This is a genomic window from Pantoea sp. At-9b (assembly GCF_000175935.2).
Lineage (GTDB): Bacteria > Pseudomonadota > Gammaproteobacteria > Enterobacterales > Enterobacteriaceae > Pantoea.
In genome coordinates this window covers 641526-665814 of the sequence record NC_014838.1, presented here as the reverse complement: position 1 = coordinate 665814, position 24289 = coordinate 641526, and the positions used below count along the sequence as shown (strand labels likewise).

At 55.7% G+C, this 24289-nt stretch carries 22 protein-coding genes; 14 read left to right on the top strand and 8 right to left on the bottom strand.

Annotated elements, in window-relative coordinates; genetic code table 11:
- From PAT9B_RS23415 to hycA, 5 genes are all read right to left on the bottom strand, one after another.
- Nucleotides 1-1710, bottom strand: coding sequence for an NADH-quinone oxidoreductase subunit C (locus PAT9B_RS23415; RefSeq protein WP_013511773.1), 1710 nt, complete (start codon nt 1708-1710; stop codon nt 1-3).
- An 18-nt stretch (nt 1711-1728) separates the two neighbouring features.
- Nucleotides 1729-2655: a respiratory chain complex I subunit 1 family protein gene (locus PAT9B_RS23410; RefSeq protein WP_013511772.1), complete on the bottom strand. Its 927-nt coding sequence runs from the start codon at nt 2653-2655 to the stop codon at nt 1729-1731.
- A 9-nt stretch (nt 2656-2664) separates the two neighbouring features.
- Nucleotides 2665-4473 carry a formate hydrogenlyase subunit 3 gene (gene hycC / locus PAT9B_RS23405; protein WP_013511771.1) on the bottom strand — a complete coding sequence of 603 codons (1809 nt, stop codon included), beginning with the start codon at nt 4471-4473 and terminating at the stop codon, nt 2665-2667.
- On the bottom strand, nt 4470-5075 hold the full coding sequence (locus PAT9B_RS23400) for a 4Fe-4S dicluster domain-containing protein (RefSeq protein WP_013511770.1): 606 nt from the start codon (nt 5073-5075) through the stop codon (nt 4470-4472). Before PAT9B_RS23400 ends, hycC begins: the two co-directional genes overlap by 4 nt.
- Nucleotides 5076-5162: 87 nt before the next feature.
- On the bottom strand, nt 5163-5618 hold the full coding sequence (gene hycA / locus PAT9B_RS23395) for a formate hydrogenlyase regulator HycA (RefSeq protein WP_041526128.1): 456 nt from the start codon (nt 5616-5618) through the stop codon (nt 5163-5165).
- Between the two features lie 208 nt (nt 5619-5826).
- On the opposite strand from hycA, the gene hypA reads away from it, so the two are divergent.
- From hypA to flhA, 6 genes are all read left to right on the top strand, one after another.
- On the top strand, nt 5827-6171 hold the full coding sequence (hypA, locus tag PAT9B_RS23390) for a hydrogenase maturation nickel metallochaperone HypA (RefSeq protein ID WP_013511768.1): 345 nt from the start codon (nt 5827-5829) through the stop codon (nt 6169-6171).
- Between the two features lie 10 nt (nt 6172-6181).
- Complete coding sequence (gene hypB, locus PAT9B_RS23385; protein WP_013511767.1) at nt 6182-7045, top strand: hydrogenase nickel incorporation protein HypB; 864 nt, start codon at nt 6182-6184, stop codon at nt 7043-7045.
- Nucleotides 7036-7296 carry a HypC/HybG/HupF family hydrogenase formation chaperone gene (locus PAT9B_RS23380; protein ID WP_013511766.1) on the top strand — a complete coding sequence of 87 codons (261 nt, stop codon included), beginning with the start codon at nt 7036-7038 and terminating at the stop codon, nt 7294-7296. The genes hypB and PAT9B_RS23380 overlap by 10 nt, the downstream gene beginning before the upstream one ends.
- Complete coding sequence (gene hypD / locus PAT9B_RS23375; RefSeq protein WP_013511765.1) at nt 7296-8426, top strand: hydrogenase formation protein HypD; 1131 nt, start codon at nt 7296-7298, stop codon at nt 8424-8426. The genes PAT9B_RS23380 and hypD overlap by 1 nt, the downstream gene beginning before the upstream one ends.
- Nucleotides 8413-9423 (top strand): hydrogenase expression/formation protein HypE, encoded by a 1011-nt coding sequence (hypE, locus tag PAT9B_RS23370; RefSeq protein WP_013511764.1) that lies wholly within the window; start codon nt 8413-8415, stop codon nt 9421-9423. The genes hypD and hypE overlap by 14 nt, the downstream gene beginning before the upstream one ends.
- Nucleotides 9424-9533: 110 nt before the next feature.
- The gene (gene flhA, locus PAT9B_RS23365; RefSeq protein ID WP_013511763.1) at nt 9534-11612 is read left to right on the top strand and encodes a formate hydrogenlyase transcriptional activator FlhA; all 2079 of its coding nucleotides are present in this window, start codon (nt 9534-9536) and stop codon (nt 11610-11612) included.
- Nucleotides 11613-11614: 2 nt separating this feature from the next.
- Here flhA and PAT9B_RS23360 read toward each other — a convergent pair whose 3' ends face one another.
- On the bottom strand, nt 11615-12832 hold the full coding sequence (locus PAT9B_RS23360; protein ID WP_041526127.1) for a LysR family transcriptional regulator: 1218 nt from the start codon (nt 12830-12832) through the stop codon (nt 11615-11617).
- 139 nt (nt 12833-12971) lie between these two features.
- Here PAT9B_RS23360 and galB point away from each other — a divergent pair, with 139 nt between their 5' ends.
- From galB to PAT9B_RS30325, 6 genes are all read left to right on the top strand, one after another.
- Nucleotides 12972-13709 carry a 4-oxalmesaconate hydratase gene (galB, locus tag PAT9B_RS23355; protein WP_013511761.1) on the top strand — a complete coding sequence of 246 codons (738 nt, stop codon included), beginning with the start codon at nt 12972-12974 and terminating at the stop codon, nt 13707-13709.
- Complete coding sequence (locus PAT9B_RS23350) at nt 13706-14422, top strand: 4-carboxy-4-hydroxy-2-oxoadipate aldolase/oxaloacetate decarboxylase (protein ID WP_013511760.1); 717 nt, start codon at nt 13706-13708, stop codon at nt 14420-14422. Before galB ends, PAT9B_RS23350 begins: the two co-directional genes overlap by 4 nt.
- Nucleotides 14423-14424: 2 nt before the next feature.
- Nucleotides 14425-15516, top strand: a complete 1092-nt coding sequence (locus PAT9B_RS23345; RefSeq protein WP_013511759.1) for a 4-oxalomesaconate tautomerase — start codon at nt 14425-14427, stop codon at nt 15514-15516.
- Nucleotides 15509-16393 (top strand): NAD(P)-dependent oxidoreductase, encoded by an 885-nt coding sequence (locus PAT9B_RS23340; RefSeq protein WP_013511758.1) that lies wholly within the window; start codon nt 15509-15511, stop codon nt 16391-16393. The genes PAT9B_RS23345 and PAT9B_RS23340 overlap by 8 nt, the downstream gene beginning before the upstream one ends.
- 418 nt (nt 16394-16811) lie before the next feature.
- Nucleotides 16812-17543 carry a LuxR family transcriptional regulator gene (locus tag PAT9B_RS23335; protein WP_013511757.1) on the top strand — a complete coding sequence of 244 codons (732 nt, stop codon included), beginning with the start codon at nt 16812-16814 and terminating at the stop codon, nt 17541-17543.
- A 294-nt stretch (nt 17544-17837) separates the two neighbouring features.
- Entirely contained in the window at nt 17838-18449 is a 612-nt protein-coding gene (locus tag PAT9B_RS30325; protein ID WP_013511756.1) for a hypothetical protein, read from the top strand.
- Nucleotides 18450-18706: 257 nt separating this feature from the next.
- Here PAT9B_RS30325 and PAT9B_RS23330 read toward each other — a convergent pair whose 3' ends face one another.
- Nucleotides 18707-20740 (bottom strand): TIM-barrel domain-containing protein, encoded by a 2034-nt coding sequence (locus tag PAT9B_RS23330; RefSeq protein ID WP_013511755.1) that lies wholly within the window; start codon nt 20738-20740, stop codon nt 18707-18709.
- The gene (locus PAT9B_RS23325) at nt 20737-22116 is read right to left on the bottom strand and encodes a glycoside-pentoside-hexuronide (GPH):cation symporter (RefSeq protein ID WP_013511754.1); all 1380 of its coding nucleotides are present in this window, start codon (nt 22114-22116) and stop codon (nt 20737-20739) included. Before PAT9B_RS23325 ends, PAT9B_RS23330 begins: the two co-directional genes overlap by 4 nt.
- Before the next feature lie 220 nt (nt 22117-22336).
- Here PAT9B_RS23325 and PAT9B_RS23320 point away from each other — a divergent pair, with 220 nt between their 5' ends.
- Both PAT9B_RS23320 and PAT9B_RS23315 read left to right on the top strand, forming a co-directional pair.
- Nucleotides 22337-23329, top strand: a complete 993-nt coding sequence (locus PAT9B_RS23320; protein ID WP_013511753.1) for an FUSC family protein — start codon at nt 22337-22339, stop codon at nt 23327-23329.
- Between the two features lie 189 nt (nt 23330-23518).
- Complete coding sequence (locus tag PAT9B_RS23315; protein WP_013511752.1) at nt 23519-24283, top strand: membrane protein; 765 nt, start codon at nt 23519-23521, stop codon at nt 24281-24283.
- The last annotated feature ends 6 nt before the right edge of the window (nt 24284-24289 follow it).

Here is a 24289-nt window from a genome sequence, read left to right as displayed (position 1 = left end):
CTATTTCAGCGGCGAATGGGTGCGCTCAATGCTGTAGCGCTCCAGCTCTTTGTACGGCACCACCTGGCTTTTCTTCTTGCGCACATCCACCACGGTCATGCGGTCGGTACAGGAGTAGCAGGGGTCGAGGCTGCCGATGATCAGCGGTGCGTCCGAGACGGTATTGCCGCGCAACATATAACGCAGGGTCGGCCAGTTGGCGTAGGTCGCAGCACGGCAGCGCCAGCGGAAAAGTTTCTGGTTGTCGCCGGTCATGCTCCAGTGGATGTCATCACCACGCGGTGCTTCAGAAAAACCCAGCGCAAAACGGTGAGGAATGTAGGTAAACCCTTCCACCATCAGCGCGCCGCCGGGGAGATTATCGAGGCCGAAATCAATCAGGTTGAGCGCAGTGAACACCTCATTGATACGTACCTTAAGCCGCGAAAGCACATCACAACCCGCCAGGGTATGTACCTCCAGCGGTAGCAGGCCGTAACCGGCAAACGGGTGGTCAACGCGGGTGTCGCGGGCGTGGCCGCTGGCTCGGACCATCGGACCAACGTTACTGAAATCGCGGGCGATAGCCGGATCGAGACGGCCAATGCCGACGGTGCGTGATTCAATATTCGGCGTACTCAACAAAATGTCCGTCAGGGTAAACAGCTCGCGACGCATCTGCTGGGCCAACTGACGGGTTTGTAGCATGTCGTCTTTCATCAGATCGCGGCGAATACCGCCGATCAGATTCAGGCCGTAGGTTTTGCGTGCGCCGGTGAGGATCTCCGCCATCTTCATCGACAGCTCGCGCACGCGGAAAAATTGCATAAAGCCGGAGTCGAAACCGACAAAGTGGCAGGCCAGGCCAAGATTGAGCAGATGGCTGTGCAACCGTTCCACTTCCAGCAGAATGGAGCGGATCATTTGGGCGCGCTCGGGCACCACAATGCCCATCGCGTTCTCAACCGAGGAGGTGTAGGCGGTGCTGTGGGCGAAGCCGCAGATGCCACACACGCGGTCAGAGAGAAACGTGACTTCGTTATAACCCATGCGGGTTTCCGCCAGTTTTTCCATGCCACGGTGGACGTAGAACAGGCGATAATCGGCATCAATGATATTTTCACCGTCCACAAACAGACGGAAATGGCCGGGTTCATCAGACGTGACGTGCAGCGGGCCGATGGGCACCACGTTGTTTTTACTGCTGCCCAGTTCATTGATAAATTCGTAGGTTTCGCTGTCGCTGGTCGGGGCCGGACGCTGGCGATAATCCATGCTGTCTTTACGCAATGGGTACAGATCGTCCGGCCAGTCGTCAGGAAGCACCAGACGGCGCTCGTCCGGCAGTCCAATCGGCTGCAAGCCATACATATCACGGACTTCGCGCTCGCCCCAGACCGCGGCCGGGACACGCGGCGTAACCGACGGGAACTCTGGCCGATGGGCATCGACCGCGACGCGAACGGTGATCCAGCATTTGCTGTCGCGCTCCATCGACAGTACGTAGTACACCGCGTAGCTACCACATAGCTGCCGCTCGTCATTGCCGAACAGCACCGATAACCAGCCACCCTGCTGGTAATACAACCATTCGACAACGTCCGGCAGCATATCGGTTTTGACGGTAACGGTGATTTGATCTTTGGTCTGCCAGCTCTCCTCCAGCACCGCGTGGGGGAACTTGAGATGCAGCGCGGCAAGGTAGTGTTGACCGATTTTCTCTTCAGACATGAAATAAGTTCTCTGCAATTACGCCGCCAGCAAGGAGACGAAGGCTAAAAAGGCCAGACCAAAACCGGCCCAGGTAATACGTGACGTTTCAAGCATCCGCAGGCGTGCCATGCTGTTTTCAAACAGTGCGATCAGCAGCACGCCCGCCACCAGTTTGACGACAGCCAGTACCGTGGCGAGCGCCAGCCCGCCCCAACTGAAGGACAGCATCTGCCCCCAGGGCACAAACACCCCGACAAACATTTGCAGCACCACCAGTTGTTTCAGCGCAATGCCCCATTTGAGTACCGCGAAACCTGCGCCGCTGTACTCGGAAAGCGGGCCTTCCTGCAATTCCTGCTCGGCTTCCGCGAGGTCAAAAGGCAGTTTGCCCATTTCGATAAAGGTGGCGAAGGCGCACGCGGCGAGAGCCAGTAGCAGCGTCAGACTGTGGTTGAGCGGCCATGCATGGACGGTACGGACGATGTGACTGATATGGGTACTGCCTGCCACCTGCGCCGCAACCCACAGACTGAGCAGCAAAATCGGTTCCACCAGCACGCCGAGCATCGCCTCACGGCTGGCACCGATCCCGGTGAACGGGCTACCGGTATCCAGGCCGGCAATCGCGAAAAAGAAACGCGCAATGGCAAACAGATAAATTAAGGTGATCACATCGCCTAACGCCGGCAGGGGCGAGGCGAGACTGACCACCGGCAGCGCCGTGGCAATGGTCAACATCACGCCAACCATCACCAGCGGCATCAGGCGGAACACCCAACCGGCGGCGGCAGGGGCCACGCTCTGACGGCCAAGCAACTTGAACAAATCGCGATACTCCTGCAACACGCCGGGGCCGCGACGGTTATGCAACCGGGCACGGGCCATACGGGTGATGCCGGAGAGCAGCGGCGCGATAGCAAACAGCAGCAGCGCCTGAAGCAGAGCAATAAAGAAAGTCGTCATAGTGGCTCCTCAGGCGATGACCGCGACCAGCAGAATCGCCAGTTCAATAAATGCCAGGCGGCGAAAGGCCACGGCGAGCCAGTCACCGCGCCAGCCAGGCACCCAGCGTGCAGGATTGAGTCGGTGGCGTAATGCCAGGATGGGGGCAAAGGCAGCTCTGACGGGCTGGGCAAAACCGCTTGCGGTGATCACCATGGCTGTTTCGTGGTCGTAGCCGCACACCCAAGCCGGGCCACGCGTGCGCTGCGGCAGGCGATCGCCACGGAACAGCGCCAGCAACACCAGCGGTAACAACGGCGTTAGCAGCAGCAACAGGGTGATCATCGGTTGCGATACCAGGGTATCGGCGGTTTGCAACGGCAGCGGGACGGCATGCTGAAACAGGGGTAACAACCAGGGGGTTGCCACACCGGCGCTAATGCAGGCAAGGGCCAGCAGGGCAACAATCGCATTCATCAGTCCGGGCGGGTTGGCGGCCTGTGCCGCTTCCGGCGTGCGGGGGGCACCGAGAAAGGTGACGCCGTACACCTTTGCCATACACATCACGGCCAGTGCGCCGGTAATGGCCAGCCCGACCGCCAGCAGCGGTCCGATAATCTGGGCGATCAACGGCTCCAGACGACCAAGCTGGAAGAACGACTGATAGATCACCCACTCACCGGCAAAACCATTGAGCGGCGGCAGTGCGGCCATGGCCATCAAACCGATCAGCATCGCCAGTGATATCAGTGGCATACGTTTGCCGATGCCGCCTAATTTCTCGATATCATAATGACCGGTACGGAACCATACCGCCCCGGCCCCGAGGAACAGCGTGGTTTTAAACAGGCTGTGGTTAAACAGATGGTACAGGCCGCCGATCATCCCCAGTGCCACCACTGCCGGTTGATGCAGTGCGATACCGATAAACCCGCACCCCACGCCGAGCAGGATAATGCCGCTGTTTTCCAGCGAGTGATACGCCAGCAGACGATTGATGTTGTGCTCCATCAGGGCATACAGACCGCCGGTAAAGGCCGTCACCAGACCCAACACCACCATCAGCACCCCCCACCACAGCGGCACCACCCCGGCGATCAGGGAGACACTGATGATGCCCCACAGGCCGATTTTCAGCACCACCGCTGAGAACAGCGCGGCTGCCGGGGCGGCAGCATTGGCATGGGCCTGCGGTACCCAGCCGTGCAGGGGAATAATCCCCGCCAGCAGACCAAAGCCGAGCAAACTTAACAGCAATACCAGTGGCGGCAGTGCCGCGCCATGCAACATAAGCCGCAAGCCGTCGTAGCTGAGCGTGCCGTATTGCTGCCACAGCAGCCAGCAGGCGGCAATCAGCAGCAACGTGCCGAGGCGACCAAGCACAAACCACAACTGGCCGGACTTGCGGCAGCCAGTGAGAAAGTAGCCGCAAAGCGCGACGATTTCGGCCATCGCGACCAGTGTGACAAGGTTATCAGCCAGCAAGGCCGCAACGCTGGCGGCAAGGGTCAGATTGACCAGCCAGCCGTTAGCTTTCACCTGAGGGTGGCGATGCCAGCTCACGTTAAACAGGCAAATAAATAGCCCGCAGAGTGACACTGTCACTAACCAGATGCTGTTAAAACTATTCAGCTGTAACTGCCAGCGCCAGTGAGGCAGGGCGGCGTTAAGCCCCAGCAGCCCCTGAATGCTCGCTACCAGTAACAAACCACAACTTATCGCCCCGCCCAGGCCAGCGATAAAACCACTGACGGGCCGGTTAAACGCGGTAATGCCCGCCACCAGCGCGCTGAGCATCAATCCTGACAATGCCCACGGAATCAAAAGATATGCATTCATTTTCGTGCCTCTGGCTGGCTAAACAGACTCAAATCACCGAGCGCGCCCGCCAGCGTTAATTCACGCTTCCGTTTGCTGGCTTTGGCGATATCGGTGTTGTCGATCAGTTGCAGCGCTTTCGTCGGGCAAGTACGGACACAGGCCGGGCCGTTAGGATCGAAACTGCACAGATCGCACTTCACCGCGACCGCCCGAACGCCGGGTATCCAATCCAGCAGGGTGCTGACGTGGAGGGGATCGGGCGGGGCGGCGGGCGCTTTGGGGGTATTCACGTCAGCCGGAATATGCAGCGGTCGGCTACCGGAAAACTCAATGGCACCAAACGGGCAGGCGATGCCGCACAGTTTGCAACTGACGCACAGGTTAGCGTTCAGCTGGACTGCGCCATCAACGCGGGTGATGGCATTCACCGGACAGACACTGGCACAAGGCGCATCTTCACAGTGGCGGCACAGCTGCGGTGCGGATTCGTCCCGGCTGCGCGTGACGGTTAAACGCGGCATTGACTGTAAACCTTGTTGCCGGTGCGTTTCGGCGCAGGCGGCTTCACAGGTATGGCAGCCGATGCATAATTTTGAATCAGCGATTACAAAACGATTCACCAACGGATTCCTCTGGTGACTGTCGTCATTAATGACGAAACCATGCCGATACCCTGTCGTTTCGACAGTTTTCGACACCCTCAATCTCTACGCCACGGCGGCTTGTTGTAACCGTTCCATCGACACCGGGGTGTTCTCGTGGACGGCCAGATAGAGGCTGTCGTAAATCGGCTGGATCAGTGCCAGATAGTGGGTGAGGACTTGCTCGCGGTCGCGATTGCTGAAAGCGTTGTCAATGCGCCCGTCGTTATCCATATTGGCGCTGCCAATCAACAACTTATCGCTGCCGTCAGCCAGTTCGAGATAATACTCAATGCGGTGGTTGTTAAAGCCCGCGCCCGGCTGAATACCAATGACGAAGTGTTCAAACAGGAAGAAGCGCAGCCCCTCGCCTGGCGTGCAGTCGATGGTGTGATGCAGCCGGGCTTTTGCCAGCGTAATTCCCTGAACTAAGGCGTTACCGTACTGCTTCCACTGGGCCTGTAGACGTTGTTGCTGTTCGGCGATGTATGTTGCTTTTTCACTCAGTTCCCTAATGTCCATCATTAAATCACTCTGTTTTGTACGGATACTCCCCCTCAGGCACGTTTCGTGCCATGTTTTTATCGTATTGAATTCAAACATAAATTAAGCGACGCGTGCGTTTGTAACCCCGTCATTGACATGTCATTTCGTCATCTTTGACATCAAAGATGACGCCTGGCTGGCATCGTCTTTGCATTAGCAGCCCTTAGTTAACCCAGGAGGCAGCATGCACGAAATTACCCTCTGCCAACGTGCAGTCGAATTGATTGAACGTCACGCCCGGCAACATGGCGCACGCCGTGTCACCGGTGTCTGGCTTGAGGTCGGGGCGTTTTCCTGTGTGGAGGTCAGCGCGATGCAGTTTTGTTTTGAACTGACGTGCCGGGGCACGTTGGCGGAAGGCTGTGAGTTGCATCTGAAACAGCAGGAAGCGGAGTGCTGGTGCCACGACTGCCAGCACTATGTCACGTTGCTGACGCAGCGCGTCAGGCGCTGCCCGGATTGTGGCGGCAATCAACTGCGTATCGTGGCGGATGATGGCGTGCAGATTAAGCGGCTGGAAATCGATTAGGAGATCAATCATGTGTAGTACCTGTGGTTGCGGTGAAGGCAACCGGTATATCGAAGGTGATGAGCGCAACCCGCACTCGGCCTTTCGCAGCGCACCCTTTGCACCGGCTCCGCGTCGGTTACAACAAATTTCCGGGATGCAATTTTCCCCGCGTACCGACGCGCATGGCGATCTGCATTATGGGCACGGCGTAGCGCAAGCCCATGCGCCGGGCATCACCCAGCGTAAGATGCTGGAGCTGGAACTGGATGTGCTGGATAAAAATAACCAGCTGGCACAGGGTAATCGTGCCCGCTTTGCCGCAAACCGACAGTTGGTGCTGAATCTGGTATCCAGCCCGGGCTCCGGTAAAACCACCTTGCTGACCGAAACCTTACAACGGTTACAGGGCAAGGTGCCCTGTGCGGTGATCGAAGGCGATCAACAAACGGTGAACGATGCGGCGCGTATCCGTGCCACGGGCACGCCTGCCATTCAGGTCAACACCGGCAAGGGTTGCCATCTGGATGCACAAATGGTGCAGGATGCCATGCAGCGTCTGCCACTGGCACCACACGGCATGTTGTTTATTGAGAACGTCGGCAATCTGGTGTGCCCGGCGGGGTTTGATTTGGGTGAACGGCATAAAGTGGCGCTGCTGTCGGTGACAGAAGGCGAGGATAAGCCATTAAAATATAAATATATGTTTGCGGCGGCCTCGCTGATGTTACTGAACAAGATCGATCTGCTGCCCTATCTGCAATTCGATGTTGACCGCTGCCTGGCTTATGCCCGCGAGGTAAACCCGGATATCCAGATCCTGTTGGTGTCCGCCACTACGGGGGCCGGGATGGACGCGTGGATCAACTGGCTGGAGGCCGAACGATGTGCATAGGCATTCCGGGCCAGATTGTGGCGCGTCTGGCTGATGGAAACGCGAAAGTTGACGTCTGTGGTGTACAGCGTGAGGTCAATTTGACCTTGGTGGGTGATGCTGCTGTCGGGCAATGGGTGCTGGTGCACGTCGGCTTTGCTATGAGCATCATCGATGAAGCGGAGGCCCGGGACACGCTCGACGCGCTGCAAAACATGTTCGAGCTGGAGCCTGATGTGGGCGCGTTGCTGTATGGCGAGGAACGTGGCTGATGCGTTACGTCGATGAATACCGAGACCCCGCGCGCGTCATGCAGTTAATTGACACCCTGAAGAAACGCGCGCCGCTGCTGGATTATGACGCGCAGCGTCCCTTGCGGATCATGGAGGTCTGCGGCGGGCATACCCACGCCATCTTCAAGTTTGGTCTCGATCAACTGCTGCCAGAGAATATTGAGTTTATCCACGGTCCGGGCTGCCCGGTGTGCGTGTTACCGATGGGGCGCATCGACAGTTGCATTGAGATTGCCAGCCATGCGGAGGTGATTTTCTGCACCTTTGGCGATGCCCTGCGCGTGCCGGGCAAAAATGGCTCGCTGATGCAGGCCAAAGCCCGGGGCGCGGATGTGCGGGTGGTGTACTCGCCGCTGGATGCACTGGCGCTGGCGCAGCGGCATCCACAGCGGAAAGTGGTGTTTTTCGGGCTGGGCTTTGAAACCACCATGCCTGCCACGGCGATCACCCTGCAACAGGCCAAAGCGCAACAGATCACCAATTTCTGGTTCTTTTGTCAGCACATCACGCTGCTCCCCACGTTGCACAGTCTGCTGTCGCAGCCGGATAACGGTATCGACGCATTTCTGGCACCCGGCCACGTCAGTATGGTGATTGGCACCCACGCCTATCAATTCATCACCCAGCAATTCCGGCGACCGCTGGTGGTGGCGGGTTTTGAGCCGATGGATTTATTGCAAGGCGTGCTGATGCTGGTGGAGCAAAAAATTAAGCAGCAAAGTCAGGTTGAGAATCAATACAAACGCGTCGTACCCGATGCGGGGAACGCGCTGGCACAGCAGGCCATGCGCGAGGTTTTTTGCCTCAACGGTGCGTCTGAGTGGCGCGGTCTGGGGGTGATTGCGGATTCCGGGGTCGTTCTGACCGAGGCTTATCAAGCCTTTGATGCCGAGGCGCATTTCCGGCCACAGCGCCAGCGGGTTTGTGACGATCCGCGCGCCCGCTGCGGCGACGTGCTCACCGGACGTTGTAAGCCGCATCAGTGCCCGATGTTCGGGACCGGCTGCAATCCAGAAAATGCGTTTGGGGCGCTGATGGTCTCCTCAGAAGGAGCCTGTGCGGCCTGGTATCATTACAGAAGTCAGGAAGTGAATGATGAAATCAATTGAGTTGGCACATGGCAGCGGCGGCAGGATGATGCAGCAACTGATCTCCAGCCTGTTTTTGCAGGCATTTGATAACCCCTGGCTGGCGGAACAGGAAGATCAGGCCCGACTGGCGCTCAGCGATCTGACCAGCCGCGGCGATCGGCTGGCATTTTCTACCGACAGTTACGTTATCGACCCGCTATTTTTTCCCGGTGGCGACATTGGCAAGCTCGCGGTGTGCGGCACGGTCAACGACATAGCGGTCAGTGGCGCGCAGCCGCGCTGGCTGTCCTGCGGGTTTATCCTCGAAGAAGGGCTGGCGCTGACGACGCTGGAACGAACGGTTACCAGCATGGCGCAGGCGGCCAGAGAAGCCGGAGTCGCCCTCGTCACCGGCGATACCAAAGTGGTGCCGCGCGGTGCTGCGGATAAGCTGTTTATCAATACGGCAGGTATCGGCGCAATTCCCGGCGGCCTGAACTGGGGTGCAGCGCAAATTGGTGTGGGCGATGTGCTGATCGTCAGCGGCACCCTCGGTGACCATGGTGCGACCATCCTCAATATGCGCGAACAACTGGGGCTGGACGGTGATTTGACCAGCGATTGCGCGCCACTGACGTCGCTTATCGCACCGCTGGTCGGCATCCACGGCGTGAAGGCGTTGCGTGATGCCACGCGCGGCGGCGTGAATGCGGTACTGCATGAATTTGCCGCCGCCAGCCGCTGTGGTATGGAAATCATGGAAAGCCAGCTACCGCTGAATCCGGCAGTACGGGGCGTCTGCGAGCTATTGGGGCTGGACGTGCTAAATTTTGCTAATGAAGGAAAGGTGGTGATCGCGGTTGCAGCGGCAGCCGCCGCTACCGTCGTCGCGGCGTTGCAGCAGCATCCTTTGGGAAAACAGGCTGCGATAATCGGCGTGGTAACGGAGAAGCCCGGCGTCAGCATCACCGGACTCTATGGCATCAAACGTCGCCTGGAACTCCCGCACGCGGAACCGCTACCGCGTATTTGTTGATCTATGCCTGGTCTCCCCGAAAGAAAACCACATAAACTTTAATTCTCATCAATATTGGACGATGTTACCGCCTCCATATTTAGCTGGAGGTCTTTCAATGGACGACAAAAATGGCATATACCCCGATGAGCGATATCGGGCAGCAGGGATTGTTTGAAATAACACAAACACTGCTGCAACAGCCCGATTTAGGTGCGCTCGCTAATTGCCTGACAAAACTGGCCAAACAAGGGGCATTAGCGGATCGCGTAAATGTACTGCTTTATCATCCATTGCATACGCAGGTCAGTTTTTATGGCATGGATAATCCGGCAAATGAGCAGAACCTGGAACAGGAGAAGATACTGGCCACCGGGCCAATGCAACGTATTCTTTCCCGTCCAGAGGCGCTGATTTGTCAGTGGCATGAGTTCGGAGAGAGCTGGCCGCAGGTGGCCAGACTGCCGCTTTACCCCGCTTTTGGTCGTTACTGTCTGCTGCCGCTGGTTGTCAGTGGCGAGATTTTCGGCGGCTGTGAGTTCATTCGCAACCGCGATACGGGCTGGAGCGAGCAAGAGCTGGAGCGTCTGCATACGCTGACCCAGGTGGCGGGGTTGTGCGCGCAGCAGATTCGCAGCACGCAAGATATCGATCACCACTGTCAGGTGCTGAGCCGTGAGCGCGATGATTTTCGCATTCTGGTGGCGGTAACCAATGCGGTGCTGTCAAAACTCGATCTCGACGAGGTGATGCAGGAAACGGCGCGGGAAATCCACCGCCATTTTGCCATCGATTCTATCAGCATTGTGGTGCGCAGCAGCCGTAAAGCGTGGCTGACGATCTACTCAACCCATTTTGTTGATGAAACGTCGCCGATCCATGATCTGAGTGACGTGCCCGAAGCAGGCACGCTGTCTGAACAGGTTTTTGCCAGTGGCGAAACGCTGTTGCTTAATCTGTATCCCGACGCTCAGGCGGCCTCCTATGAGCGCCGGTTACTGGAGCTTTGGGATAATCAAATTCAGACGCTGTGCCTGATGCCGCTGAAATTTGGTGACAATATGTTGGGGGTGATGAAACTGGCGCAGTGCGGGGAACGGGGATTCAGCGCGGCCAATCTTGAACTGCTGCAACAAATTGCCGAACGCATTGCGATTGCGCTGGATAACGCGCTGGCATGGCAGGAGATCAACCGGCTGAAGGAAAGCCTGACCGACAGAAATCCGTGGGTGACGGAGTCGATCAACGCCGGAGGCAGTGAGGCGGGGGAGATTATTGGCCGCAGCGAAGTGATGATGAATGTGCTGAAACAGGTCGACATTGTGGCCGCCAGTGACAGCACCGTGTTGATCCTTGGCGAAACCGGCACGGGAAAAGAGTTGATTGCCCGCGCCATTCACAGCCAGAGCCAGCGTAATCGTCACCGCATGGTAAAAATGAACTGCGCCGCCATGCCTGCCGGGTTGCTGGAAAGCGATCTGTTTGGTCATGAACGGGGGGCCTTTACCGGTGCCAACACCCAGCGCATTGGCCGTTTTGAACTGGCAGATAAAAGCTCGCTGTTCCTGGATGAAGTGGGGGATATGCCGCTGGAGTTGCAGCCTAAACTGCTGCGCGTGTTACAGGAAAAGGAGTTTGAACGCCTTGGCAGCAACAAATTACAAACTGTCGATGTGCGCTTAATTGCCGCCACGAACCGCGACCTACGGCAAATGGTGGCCGACCGGGAATTTCGTAATGATCTGTATTACCGTCTGAATGTGTTTCCTATCCGGCTACCCCCGCTGCGCGAACGTCCCGAAGATATTCCGCTGTTAGTGAAAGCGCTGACCTTTAAAATCGCCCACCGTCTGAATCGGAAGATCGACAGCATTCCCGCTGAAACGCTGAGCATGCTGCGGCGCATGGAGTGGCCGGGCAACGTGCGTGAGCTGGAGAATGTGATTGAGAGGGCGGTGCTGATGACGCGTGGCAACGTGCTGCATCTTTCCTTGCCGGAAATGGCGGACGCGTCGCCTGTCAGGAAAGTTGCAGCACCGGTTACGGAACCGCGCGCCGGCGAGGACGAGTACCAGCTGATTATGCGGGTACTGCGTGAGACCAACGGTGTGGTGGCCGGGCCGCGCGGTGCGGCTCAGCGTCTTGGTATCAAGCGCACCACCTTGCTCTCGCGCATGAAGCGTCTGGGGATTAATAAGGTGGAGTCGTAACGCTACGCGGCGTGCGCTGCAACCTCAACAATGTAGCGCAGTAAAGCCTCGGCAGCGGGTGCATGCAGCGCCCCCTGCCGCAGGGTTAAGCCAATCTCACGACGGGTGTCCGGCAAGGTCAGCTCCAGCGGTTGCAGGATACCCGCGCGCAGTTCGTACTCCAGTTGGTGCGAGGAGACCGCAGCAACCATGTCCGAATTCAGCAGCAGGCCACGCACAATCGCCAAATCGCCGCTCTCCACAACCGGGGTGGGCGCCGTCATCCCCAGCTTATGAAAGGCGGCATCCAGCAGATGACGCGAAGGGGTGTTATCGCGCGGCAATATCCACTGCACGTGCGCTAAATCGCTGGCTGTCAATCTGCGTCCGGCAAGGGGATGCTGTGGCCGTACCAACAACACCAGCGATTCGGCAAACAACACCTGATTGTGGATATCCAGCACCTGCTCGCCCTGACGCAACGCCCCAAGGATGAAATCAATATCTCCGGCTCGCAGCTCGGTAATTAAGGCGTCGAAGGCACTTTCATTGGTCACCACTTTAATCCCCGGATGTGCCGCCACCAGTTTGGTTATCGCCAGCGGCAACAGGCTGCTGCGACACAGCGGCAGCGCGCCAACGTGCACGGTGCCGTGCACGATGCCGGTTGCCGCCGCGAGATCTTCCGGGATATGGCGGATCTCATTCAGGGCGCGGCTGATAAACGGGGCCATCTCTCGGGCTGCCGCTGAAGGCATCATCCCTTTGGGCGTGCGTTGAAACAGCGCCAGTCCGGCCCCTTTTTCCAGCACCTTAAGGGCGGCGCTCACCGCAGGCTGGCTGATGTTGAGTGAGTTCGCCACGCTTTGCGTGTGGTGCAGGCGATACAGCCGGAGAAAAACCTGTAGCCGTCGCACGTTAAACAACCAGATCGGTTCGGCCTCTTCCCGGTGGTGATCGCGCTGCTTTAAGCGCGCCAGCGTCGCCGGTATGTGCTGCAATTCGTTGATCGCGCGTCTGGCGCGCGGCAACACGCATTTTCCCATTTCGGTCAGCAACATACCGCTGGCATGGCGTTCAAACAACGGCGTGGCCAAAGTGTGCTCAAGATCACGAATGGAACGGGTGATCGCCGACTGGGTACGAAATAATTTCTCCGCAGCCTCAGAAACTGTACCGCGCTCTGCAATCATGCAAAAAGCACGTAGTTGCATGATTTTAATATCATTATCTTCTTGCATTATTTCCGGCTCAGCTCCGTGTCTATCGGCGATCAAAATCACAACATAAATAAAAATCATAGCTCGCGCAATGAAAGGCATTATTCGCCTGGCGGGCGACATGTCAGGATGAAAAAAAACGCAACAGCAGGAATACAAGATGGAAAACACCGCTAAAAAAAGTGCCCTGGTCGTGAGTGCTCATTCCGCCGATTTCGTCTGGCGGGCGGGTGGTGCGATCGCCTTACATGCTGAACGTGGCTATGACGTCCACGTGGTGTGCCTCTCCTTTGGCGAGCGTGGCGAATCTGCCAAGCTGTGGCGCAAAGGCAATATGACCGAGGAGATCGTCAAAGCCAACCGTCGCAGCGAGGCACAGTCAGCCGCTGAGATCCTCGGTGCTTCAATTGAGTTTTTTGACCTTGGTGATTACCCGCTGCGTGCCGACAAAGAAACCCTTTTCCGCCTCGCTGATGTCTTCCGCAAGGTGCAGCCGCACTTTGTGCTCACCCATTCGATTGCCGATCCCTACAACTATGATCACCCACTGGCCGCCAACCTCACTCAGGAAGCGCGCATCATCGCCCAGGCTGAGGGTTACCGTCCGGGTGAACCGATCATTGGTGCTCCGCCGGTGTACTGCTTTGAACCGCATCAGCCGGAACAATGCCAGTGGAAACCTGATGTACTGCTGGATATCACCTCGGTGTGGGAAAAGAAATACGCCGCCATTCAGTGCATGGCCGGGCAAGAGCATCTGTGGGAGTACTACACCCGCGTGGCGTTGCAACGTGGTGTGCAGGCGAAACGCAATGTGGGTATCGCCACCTCCCGGCTACTCAGCCACGGTGAAGGTTATCAAAGCCTGTTCCCCCGGGTGACGGAGGATCTGTCATGAGCCATGTCAATCAGAAAGGGGTGGTGGTGCGGCACATCGAGCGTGCCGATGCGGCGTTGATCGCGCAGTTCGCCCGCTTCGGCGTGGCGACGGTGCATGAAGCGCAGCAGCGTCAGGGATTACTGGATGCGCGCATTCGTCCGGTGCAGCAGGGTACGACGATTGCTGGCAGCGCGGTGACGGTGCTGGTGTCGCCGGGCGATAACTGGATGTTCCACGTGGCAGTCGAGCAGTGTCAGCCCGGTGATGTTCTGCTGGTGGCACCCACGTCGGATTGTCATGACGGCTTCTTTGGCGATCTGCTGGCGACCTCGTTGCAGGCACGCGGCGTGGTGGCCCTGGTGGGCGATATCGGAATCCGCGACAGCCAAACCTTGCGTGAAATGTCGTTCCCGGTTTGGTCGCGCGCGGTTTACGCCCAGGGTACGGTCAAAGAGACGCTGGGTTCGGTGAATGTCCCGGTGATCTGTGCCGGTCAGTTAATCAATCCTGGCGATCTGGTGGTGGCGGATGACGATGGCGTGGTGATTGTGCCGCGTACTGAGGTGCGGACAGTGGCGCAGGCGGCGGCACAGCGTGTCGAGCTGGAAGAGAGCAAACGCCAGCGACTGGCCGCCGGTGAACTGGGGCTGGATATTTATCAGATGCGGCAGAAGCTGGCAGCGAAAGGGCTGCGCTATGTCGATTCTCTGGCAGAACTGAAGAATAGCTAACGATGAAACAGACGCTGATCCCCTGTGTGTTAATGCGTGGCGGCACCTCTAAAGCGGCCTGCTTTCTGGCGCAGGATCTACCCGTTGATCCGGCGCTGCGCGATCGGGTGTTGCTGGCGGTGATGGGCTCACCCGATGCCCGCCAGATTGATGGTATTGGCGGTGCCGATCCGCTGACCAGTAAGGTGGCGATCATTGCGCCTTCCAACCGGGCGGATGCCGATGTGGATTACCTGTTTGCTCAGGTGAATGTCGACAAAGCGCTGGTCGATTATGGGCAGAATTGCGGCAACATTCTGGCGGCGGTTGCCCCTTTTGCCATCGAAAAAGGGTTGGTGGCGATTCAGGGGGCGGTGACGCGGGTACGCATTTTTATGGTGAATACCGGGCAGATTGCCGAGGCGCAGTTGCCGACGCCAGACGGTGCGGTGGAGTATGAGGGCGATGTGCGCATTGACGGTGTGCCAGGTTACGCGGCGCAACAGGTGTTGAATTTTGCTGATATCGCCGGTTCCAGTTGTGGCGCATTGCTGCCCACCGGCCAGGCACAGGACCGTTTTGCTGGCGTAGCGGTAACCTGCATCGATAACGGGATGCCGGTGGTGGTGGTGCGCGCGGCCGACCTCGGACGTAGCGGGCGTGAGAGCCGGGAACAACTGGATAATGATGAAGAACTCAAAGCGCGGCTGGAAGCGATCCGCTTGCTGGCCGGACCGCGCATGAATCTGGGCGATGTAGCCCAGCGCACCGTGCCAAAGATGACGTTGATTGCTGAGCCGACCCAGGGCGGCACCCTCTCCACGCGCACCTTTATCCCCCATCGCTGCCATGCCTCAATCGGGGTGCTGGGCGCGGTCAGTGTCGCCACCGCCTGCCTGATCCCCGGTTCAGTCACCGAAGGAATCGCCCGGGTGGATGCGGGGGCTGAACAACGGCTGGTGGTGGAACATCCGAGCGGCGAGTTCAGCGTGATGTTGCAGCGTGATCCGGCGGGCAACGTGATCCAGAGCGGGTTGGTTCGCACGGCGCGACTGCTGTTTATCGGCGCCGTGGCGGTACCCGGTTCGCTGTGGCGAGGAAACGGCCATGATTAACATTGCGATTATCGGCTGCGGTGAAGCCGGAGGGATTTACGCGCAGGATCTGGTCAGCCAAGGTGCACGGGTGAGGGTGTGGGATAAAAAGTTTCTTACCCGCGAGGGCGATGCGTTACAGGCGCGGATAGCACAGGCGGGCGTCCAGCCCGCCGCCAACCTTGCACAGGCACTGGACGGGGCGACGTTGATACTGTCGCTGGTCACAGCGGGTAATGCGTTGTCGGTGGCGGAACAGCTAGCCCCGCTGTTAGGCCCGAACCAGACCTTGCTGGATTTCAATTCAGTGGCCCCGGAGACCAAACGCGCGGCGGCACGTGTGGTGGCACACGGGGTCGGACATTATCTCGATGTGGCGGTAATGGCTCCGGTGCCACCAAAACGGTTGGGAACGCCGTTGTTACTCGGCGGTGAGCAGGCTGAACGGGTTGCCGCACAACTGTGCGGATTGGGATGCCAGGCGCGTGCCGCCAGCAGCGAAATTGGTGCCGTCTCCGCCATCAAAATGTGTCGCAGCGTCATGATTAAAGGGCTGGAGGCGCTCACCACCGAGTGTCTGGGGGCGGCGCAGCGTTATGGGGTGGAAGACGCGGTGCTGGAATCGTTGCATGCCAGTTTCCCGTCGTTGGGATGGCAGGCCGAACTGCCCGATTATCTGATCAGCCGGGTGGCGGAACACGGCGTGCGTCGTGCTGAAGAGATGCAGGAAGTGGTGAAGACGCTGCAGGATGTCGGGCTGGATGGCACGCTCAGCCAGGCCATCCACCATGTGCAGGCGGATTTACCGGCCCAGCTACGCCTCCATCAGCTGCGTTACCAGGATGTGCTGCCGTTTCGCTGGCGTGCCGTGCTGGCGACGCTGGCAAAAAAACCGTAACGTTGCGACTGACCCTGCGTGATAAATCACGCCGCTACAAATCTGTTCCTAAACGTAGCGACGCGATTTATCGCGCAAGAAGAGGCAATGATTAACTGTCGAGCACGTCAGCGCTGCCGCCGACACGCAAAAACACTAGGATGGCGCTTTTAACCGCCGGCTTCAAAATCAAATTCCTTTCCTCATGACGATGTTTCTCAAGCAAAAAAAGCGGGCTGTGCTTCTTGCACTCAGACCGTACATTTAACTGATATAAAAGACCTTTCTCAATAACCTTGTTGGCTATTCTAAAGTATAGTATTGTGCATTCGATAAAAATACACAATGAAGAAGCTATGCTATATTTTTAATATCAATAAGTTATAAGTTACTTAAAACTTCAGTAATGTTTGATGTGACAAGTTGAGGAAAAGATTCAATGAAAAAAGGTTTTTTTTCAAATCATGATAAAAATGAATACATAAAGAAATACTTGGATAATCGGTTGGGGAAATACTCTGATCTGAATTATATCTATTTGGTAATGAATAAAAATAACATGGATGACATGATATTTATAAGCGATTTTCCAGATGAAATATCTGATAACTATCTAAATAATAAATATCAATATGTAGATCCTGTGATTATAAATGCCCTAAGTAGATTTACGCATTTCTCCTGGGATGAAAATTTAAAAATAAACTCCATGTGGACAGTGAAAAGGATATTCGAAAAAATAAAAAGCCATAACATTATACGAGGACACGCTTTTGTACTTCATGAGAATAACAATAATCTGGCAATGTTATTATTTTACATAGATAAGTTTTTAACATCTGATATTGATGATGTTTTCAATAAAAATAGAGATGAGTTACAGGGGGTGTTAATTGACACGCACGAAATGTTGCTCAGTGTATATAGCGAAGGTGAAGAAGTTAAGGAAGATGTATTTTCTGCCCGTGAGTCTGAAATACTTTACTGGTGTAGCAAAGGATATACTTATTCTCAAGTGGCGGAGATGCTGAACATTACTGTTAGCACGATAAAATTCCATATGGGAAAAGTTGTTAAAAAAATGGGTGTAAAAAATGCAAAACATGCCATTAGTCTAGGCATTGAACTAAAAATGATCTCGTTGCCTGGCAAGAATAAAGGTTTATCTTAGGTTTCTTGTGATGATTTCCTGAACATTAAAAAACAATCTCTTGTAATACATATATAATTTATTGATGTTAAGATTGATTATAAAAAATAATAATAAAATAATTTTTTCTGATAAAACAGAGTGATTATACTAGTCTGCGGTGATATTTGGTTATCTTTGCCGGTAAGGTTGGCTTGTTAATTAATATCCGCCATATATATTTGCAATTCACCTTTCACCTTTAAAAAATATTAAGGCGCGGAAGGTGTACGCAATGCATACGGATTTTTATTTGTAAAATAAAAGGACATATATATGAAATGTAGACATGCTAAAGACTCAGAGCTGGATGCAGTATGTATTCTTATGGCTGAAGCTTTTAATGAAGATCCTTTACATGAGGTTCTGATCCCTGACCCAGAGGTAAGAATACATATGCTATATGAATATTTTTATATTTACATTGAACTTGCGAAAAAACGTGGGGGTACGCTGATCGCCGAAAATAATGCTGGCGCATTGGTTTATTTTCGTCCAGAAGCTATAGATACAGCTGACGAAGATGTCGCCATAATCGATGCGCATATACGTAAAGTTTGCGGTTCATATTCTGCGGTTGTTGCTGCATATACGCACGGTCTTGAGTATTATCATCCCCGAACGCCACCACACTATTACATTCCTCTTATTGCAATACAACATTCATCTCGAGGCGGCAGTGTGATGACGAATTTATTTAATGCACTGCACTCTATGGCTGATGAAGATAATTATCCATGTTATCTGGAATGCACGAGACTTAGAACCCGGACCCATTTCAGGCGATGGGGGTATCTGGATGCAGGTTTTACATTGAATATCAATGGATTGCCTGAACTCTTTCCGGCATGGCGTGAACCCCATATATGCGTTGCTGATAATTTTTAATAACAAGAGGTTATTAATTAGCCGCGTATCTGTCAACTTTTGACAGATGCACGATTCAAAAGTGAAGGCCTCGGCCTTATCTGCTGGGGCTTTCCTCTGTTAAGAAGATAACTTTTTAGCAAATCATTTTTGTGGATCACCACATATTCTGCTTTCTTCGCTACACGATGCTGGTAAAACCTGCGTGATAAATCACGCCGCTACAAATCTGTTCCTAAACGTAGCGGCGCGATTTATCGCGCAAGAAGAGGCAATGATTAACTGTCGAGCACCTCGGCACTGCCGCCGACACGGCTGAACACCGGAATGGCACTCAGCGGGGCCGCGACAACGAGGCGTTGTCCGCCCTGGTAGCACTCGCCATTACGTGCCAGCCACTGATCACCCGCCGGTAACCACACCTCCCGTTCACGCTGACCGGCGTGCAGTACCGGGGCGACCAACAGGTCGCGCCCCAGCAGATACTGATCTTCCACCTGCCAGCTTTCAGTTTGCTCGGGGTAGTGATAAAACAGCGGTCGCATCACCGGATCGCCCAGCTCATGTGCCTCGCGCATCAGCCCGTCAATGTAGGGACGCAGCCGTTCACGTTGCAGCAGGCAACTTTTCATCAAGGCAAAATTCTCCTCGCCATAGCTCCACACTTCATTGGGCGAGCCGCTATTGCATTGCGCAATACCATCGCGCCAGGCTTCTGTCGGCTCAATCTGCGGTTCCCGGTAGCCATGTAATCGCATCACCGGGCAGAACACCGCCCACTGGAACCAGCGGATCAGCAATTCATGAAACGCCGGATCATGGATGTTGCCACCCTGGAAACCACCGATATCGGTGGTCCACCACGGAATCCCGGCCATCGCCATATTCAGCCCGGCGGTGAACTGGTTGCGCAGCGCGTGGAAGGAGGAGTGCACATCGCCCGACCAGGCCAGCACGCCGTAACGCTGGCTGCCCGCCCAGGCGCATCGCACCAGATTGACGATGTCGCTTTCGCCCTGTTGTTGCAGCCCTTCATAAAAGCCACGGGCAAACAGTTGTGGATAAATGTTACCCACTTCCTGCACCGGGCCAAGATGATAGCGGTAGTTATCAAAATCGTAGGCGCGATACTCCGGCTCGGCTTCATCCAGCCAGAAGGTGCGAATGCCGTGGTCATAATAATTGCGCTTCACCTCCTGCCAGACAAACTCGCGTGCCGCAGGATGGGTGGCATCAAAGAAGGTGGTGTTGCCCATAAAGTCCAGATTGACCGAGACGCCGCGCTCGCTGTTGACCAGCAACCCTTTGGATTTCATCAGCCGATAGTTATCGCTGCGGCTATCCACGGTCGGCCAGACCGAGACCATGGTTTCAATCCCCATCGCTTTCAGTTCCTCGACCATGGCTTTGGGATCGGGCCAGTCACGGGCATCAAAGCACCAGGTTCCCTGATTCGGCCAGTGGAAAAAGTCGATGACAATCACCGAGAGAGGCAATTGCCGACGGCGATACTCGCGTGCCACTTCCAGCACCTCCTGCTGGGTACGATAGCGCAGTTTGCATTGCCAAAAACCGGTGGCGAAGGCAGGCATCATCGGCGCAGTGCCGGTGGCGCGGCCATACTGGCGCACGATCTCCGCCGGGGTGTCGCCCGCAGTGATCCAGTAATCCATCTGGTCGGTGACCTCGGCCTGCCAGCGCGTGCCGTTCTTACCGAAGGTCACTTCACCGATTGCCGGGTTGTGCCACAGCAGACCGTAACCGAGACTGGACACCATAAACGGCACGCTGGCTTGCGAATTTCGCTGCGCCAGTTCCAGCGTACAGCCTTTCAAATCGAGGCAATCCTGCTGGTATTGCCCCATGCCATAAATTTTCTCTTCGCGTCGCGCTTCAAAACGCACGCTGAGCTGATATTTCCCGCCGGGAATCGGGCGAAAGGTGCGGGCATCCAGTTTCAGCGCGCTGATGTACTTATCCTGGCTCTTTTCTGTGGCACCAATACCGACTGTGCTGCGTTGCCGCCAGAACTCCTCAAGCAACAATTCACCGTGTTGGTTGTAGAAGGCCAGTTGTCCACGCATATTCAGCGTCGCGGTGATGTTGCCGTTGCGTATGCGCAGCAGTTCAGGCTCACGTTGGATATCGACTTCACAAGGCGTTGGCGGTAACAGCGCCCAATCGCTGTCAATCAGTGCCGTCTGGCAGGTGGCGCGCACCCGCAGGCTGTTCGCCCCCCAGGGTTCGATAACCAGGGTCTGACGGTCAAAGGTCCAGACGATACGCTGGGATTCGGCGCGTAATTCGCTCATGACAACTCCTGTGGTTGTAATACGGTGGGGCCAGTGGTGGCAGGCTGTGCCGCCAGTTTGTTTTGATTGATGGTACGCATGGTGGCGTCGTTAAGTTTGTAACCACGCATCGCCAGCGCACTGAGCAGCGCCAGCACGCCGGGGATCACCGAAAACAGCGCAACGATAGCCATCATGGCGGCGGGCTGCTGGTGTGCCGCCTGGGCAACATAGCCGCTCAGACCGAGGGTCCAGCCGACAATGGCACCACTGATCGCCATACCCATTTTCAACACGGCCAGCAGCGTGGAGAACACGGTGCCATCGAGGCGTTTGCCCTGGCGATATTCACCGTAATCGACCACGTCCGACATCATCACCCACATCAGCGTGGTGGTGACCTGATAGAAACTGGAGACGATAAAGGTCATCCCCACCAGCAACACGAGGTTACCGGGGAGAAACACGATGCTGATACTCAACACGCCGGTAACGATAGCGCTGAGAGTGAAAGCGGTGATTTTGCTTAAGTGAAGCGTCAGCAATTTCGCCAGCACACTGCCCACGCTTTTGCCGACGATATGCGCGGCCAACAGCCACATAAACAGGCTGGCATTGCCAAGGAAATAGGTGACGTAGTACATCATGGCACCCAGTCGTACCACCCCAAATGAGATGTTGCAGAACACCAATAGCGCCACGATGCGCCACTGATCGTTACATAACAAATCACGCAGATCGGCCAGAAAGTGGCCGTGGCTGGCAGGGGCATTCACACGTTCGCGCGTATTGAGGAAGCAGATAAAAAACATCAGGGTCGCCAGCGTCGCCATAATCGACATGGCGGCGAAATACCCTTCCAGCTTGTTACCACCCCCGAGCCAGGTCGCCAGCGGTATCATCAGGAAGGTGGACATCGCCCCTCCCAGCGTTGCAAGAAAGAAGCGCCACGACTGCAACGAGATACGCTGGGTATCATCGGCGGTGATAATTGCGCCCATTGAGCAGTAGGGAATATTGATGGCGGTGTACATCAGCATCATCAGGCTGTAGGTGGCTGCCGCATAGATCATTTTTCCGGTCAGCGACAGGCTTTCCGGGACGGCATAAATCAACATGCAGCTCACGCCAAACGGCACGGCCAGCATCAGCAGCCACGGACGAAAACGCCCCCAGCGCGAACGCGTGCGATCTGCCACCATGCCCATTGCCGGGTCGATCACCGCATCGGCGACGCGCGCCAGCAAAAAGAGCGTTCCGACAAATATCGCCGGTAGCCCCACGACATCGGTGTAATAAAACGTGAGAAAAATAATCACGTTATCGATGGCGATATGACTGGCCATATCGCCCAGTCCGTAACTGATTTTTTCTTTTATCGTTAAGCTTGTTTGCATAAAGACTCCCGCCTGTCTGGGTATCGCTAAGGGTCAATCGACGGTTAGTTATAGGAAGCGGGCCGGGATGAGACAATTGCGGGATCTGTTTCAGGTTTTATGTTTTTTACTTTATGTGATACGGGTAACAAGAATAACAACAAAAAATTAACATGGCAGGTAAAGTGCAACGGGCTACCATTAATCAACAGGTTAGAATCGCGGGTTCGCGGAGAAAAGGATGAATACATCAATCCCAGCTGCCGTGCGGCAACGTCTGCCGTTTGCGGTGCGCGCGGGTCTGTGCTGCGGTTTACCAGTGGTGCTGGGTTTCTATGCCGGGCATATACAGTCGGGTCTGCTGGCAACCATTGGGGCGTTTACGGCGTTGTACGGTGATGGTCTGCCCGTTGGCAGACGTGCGCGTTTGCTGGCCATCATCGCGGTGACATTGGCGGTGATCGTCACCCTCGGCATTCTCGTCGCGCCTTATCCGTGGCTTGGCGTGGTGACCGTGACCTGCATCGCCTCGCTTGCCACCTTGATCTGTAACAGACAGCAGCTGGGACCGCCCGGAGCGTATATGTTTGCGTTGGCCTGTGCCAGCGGCACCGGGATGGCGGCCAGCAGCGTTGATCCCTGGCAAAGTGGGTTATGGGTGTTGTGCGGTGGCGCGATCTCGTGGCTGGCGCATATGCTGGGATGCCTGTTTGAACGGACCGCCGCCAAACCTCGCACGGTAGCGGATCGGGTGATCAAAGAGCACGCCAGACGCACCGCTGCACGGGTGGCGTTTGGCACGCTGGTGGCCGGAACGATCGGGGTCATCCTTGGACTGGAACATGCGTATTGGGGGATGGCGGCCGTGGTGGTGGTACTTAACCAGCCGGACGGTTTGCCGGGCACGACACGACGTGCCTTTAATCGGCTGTTGGGCACGCTGGTTGGACTGGTGCTGGCGTGGAGCATTCTGACGCTCAATCCGCAAGGATTATGGATCGCCTTGACGGTCGGGATGCTGCAGTTTGCCATTGAGATCGGGGTGGTGCTGCAATACGCCGCTGCCACCGTGTTTATCACCGCCAATGCCTTGACGATTGCTGCCGGAGGTCGGGATTTTAGCGCGGTGAGTTCCCTGTTCGCGGCCAGAGCACTGGACACGCTGATTGGCGTGGTGGTGGCGATTGTGGTGTTTAGATTAAGCATGTCACCTGGCGCTGACAGCGCATCATAATTTAATTGCGGCCATCGCAGGTCATTTTAATCATATTCTGCCGATAATAATAGAAAACGCTATTCAACCTTTCACGAAGATGACAAATTTGTCATCAACCATTAATTGTGGCTATCTTTTGCAGGATTTAAGCATATTTTAAGTTTTCCTCGTCATCATGTCTGCATTATTCCGCTGAGGAAGACGACGATGACTGATATGCTGGCTTTAGACAAAACCAAAGTTCCCCAGGCGACGCTATTATTTTGGCTGCTGAAAATGATGTCGACCACGGTCGGCGAAACCAGTGCTGACTGGATTAATTTCGATCTGGGTCTGGGTCTGACCAAAACGTCGCTATTTGCTGCGGCATTATTTCTGCTAACGCTATTTTTTCAATTGAAATCGTCACGCTATATTCCGTGGCTCTACTGGCTAACGGTTCTGCTCGTCAGTATTTCCGGCACGCTGCTGACTGATTATCTCACCGACCAACTCCAGGTCCCGCTGCTTTATTCGGTCGCGATGTTTGGTTCGGCACTGGTGATGGTGCTGATGTTCTGGCATCGCACGGAAGGAACGTTGGAATTCAGTACCATCAATACCCGCGGACGTGAGCTGTTTTACTGGCTGGCGATCATGCTGACCTTTGCGTTTGGCACCGCGCTCGGCGATGCCCTCGCAGAGAGACTGGGGCTGGGGTATGTCGCCACCACCGCCTTGTTTGCCGGGTTGATTCTCCTGACCGGGCTGTTCTGGCGTGTCGCCTGGTTAAGTAGCGTGACCGGTTTTTGGCTCACTTATGTGCTGACCCGACCATTAGGTGCGGCAATGGCCGATCTCTTCTCACAACCTTTGCAACAGGGCGGGCTGGGCTATGGCACCACGCCGGTCAATGTCAGCTTTTTATTCACCATGGCGGTGCTGGTCACCGTAGCCAGCCTGCGTTCAGGCAAAAGCCAGCCAAATTATTAATGAGGA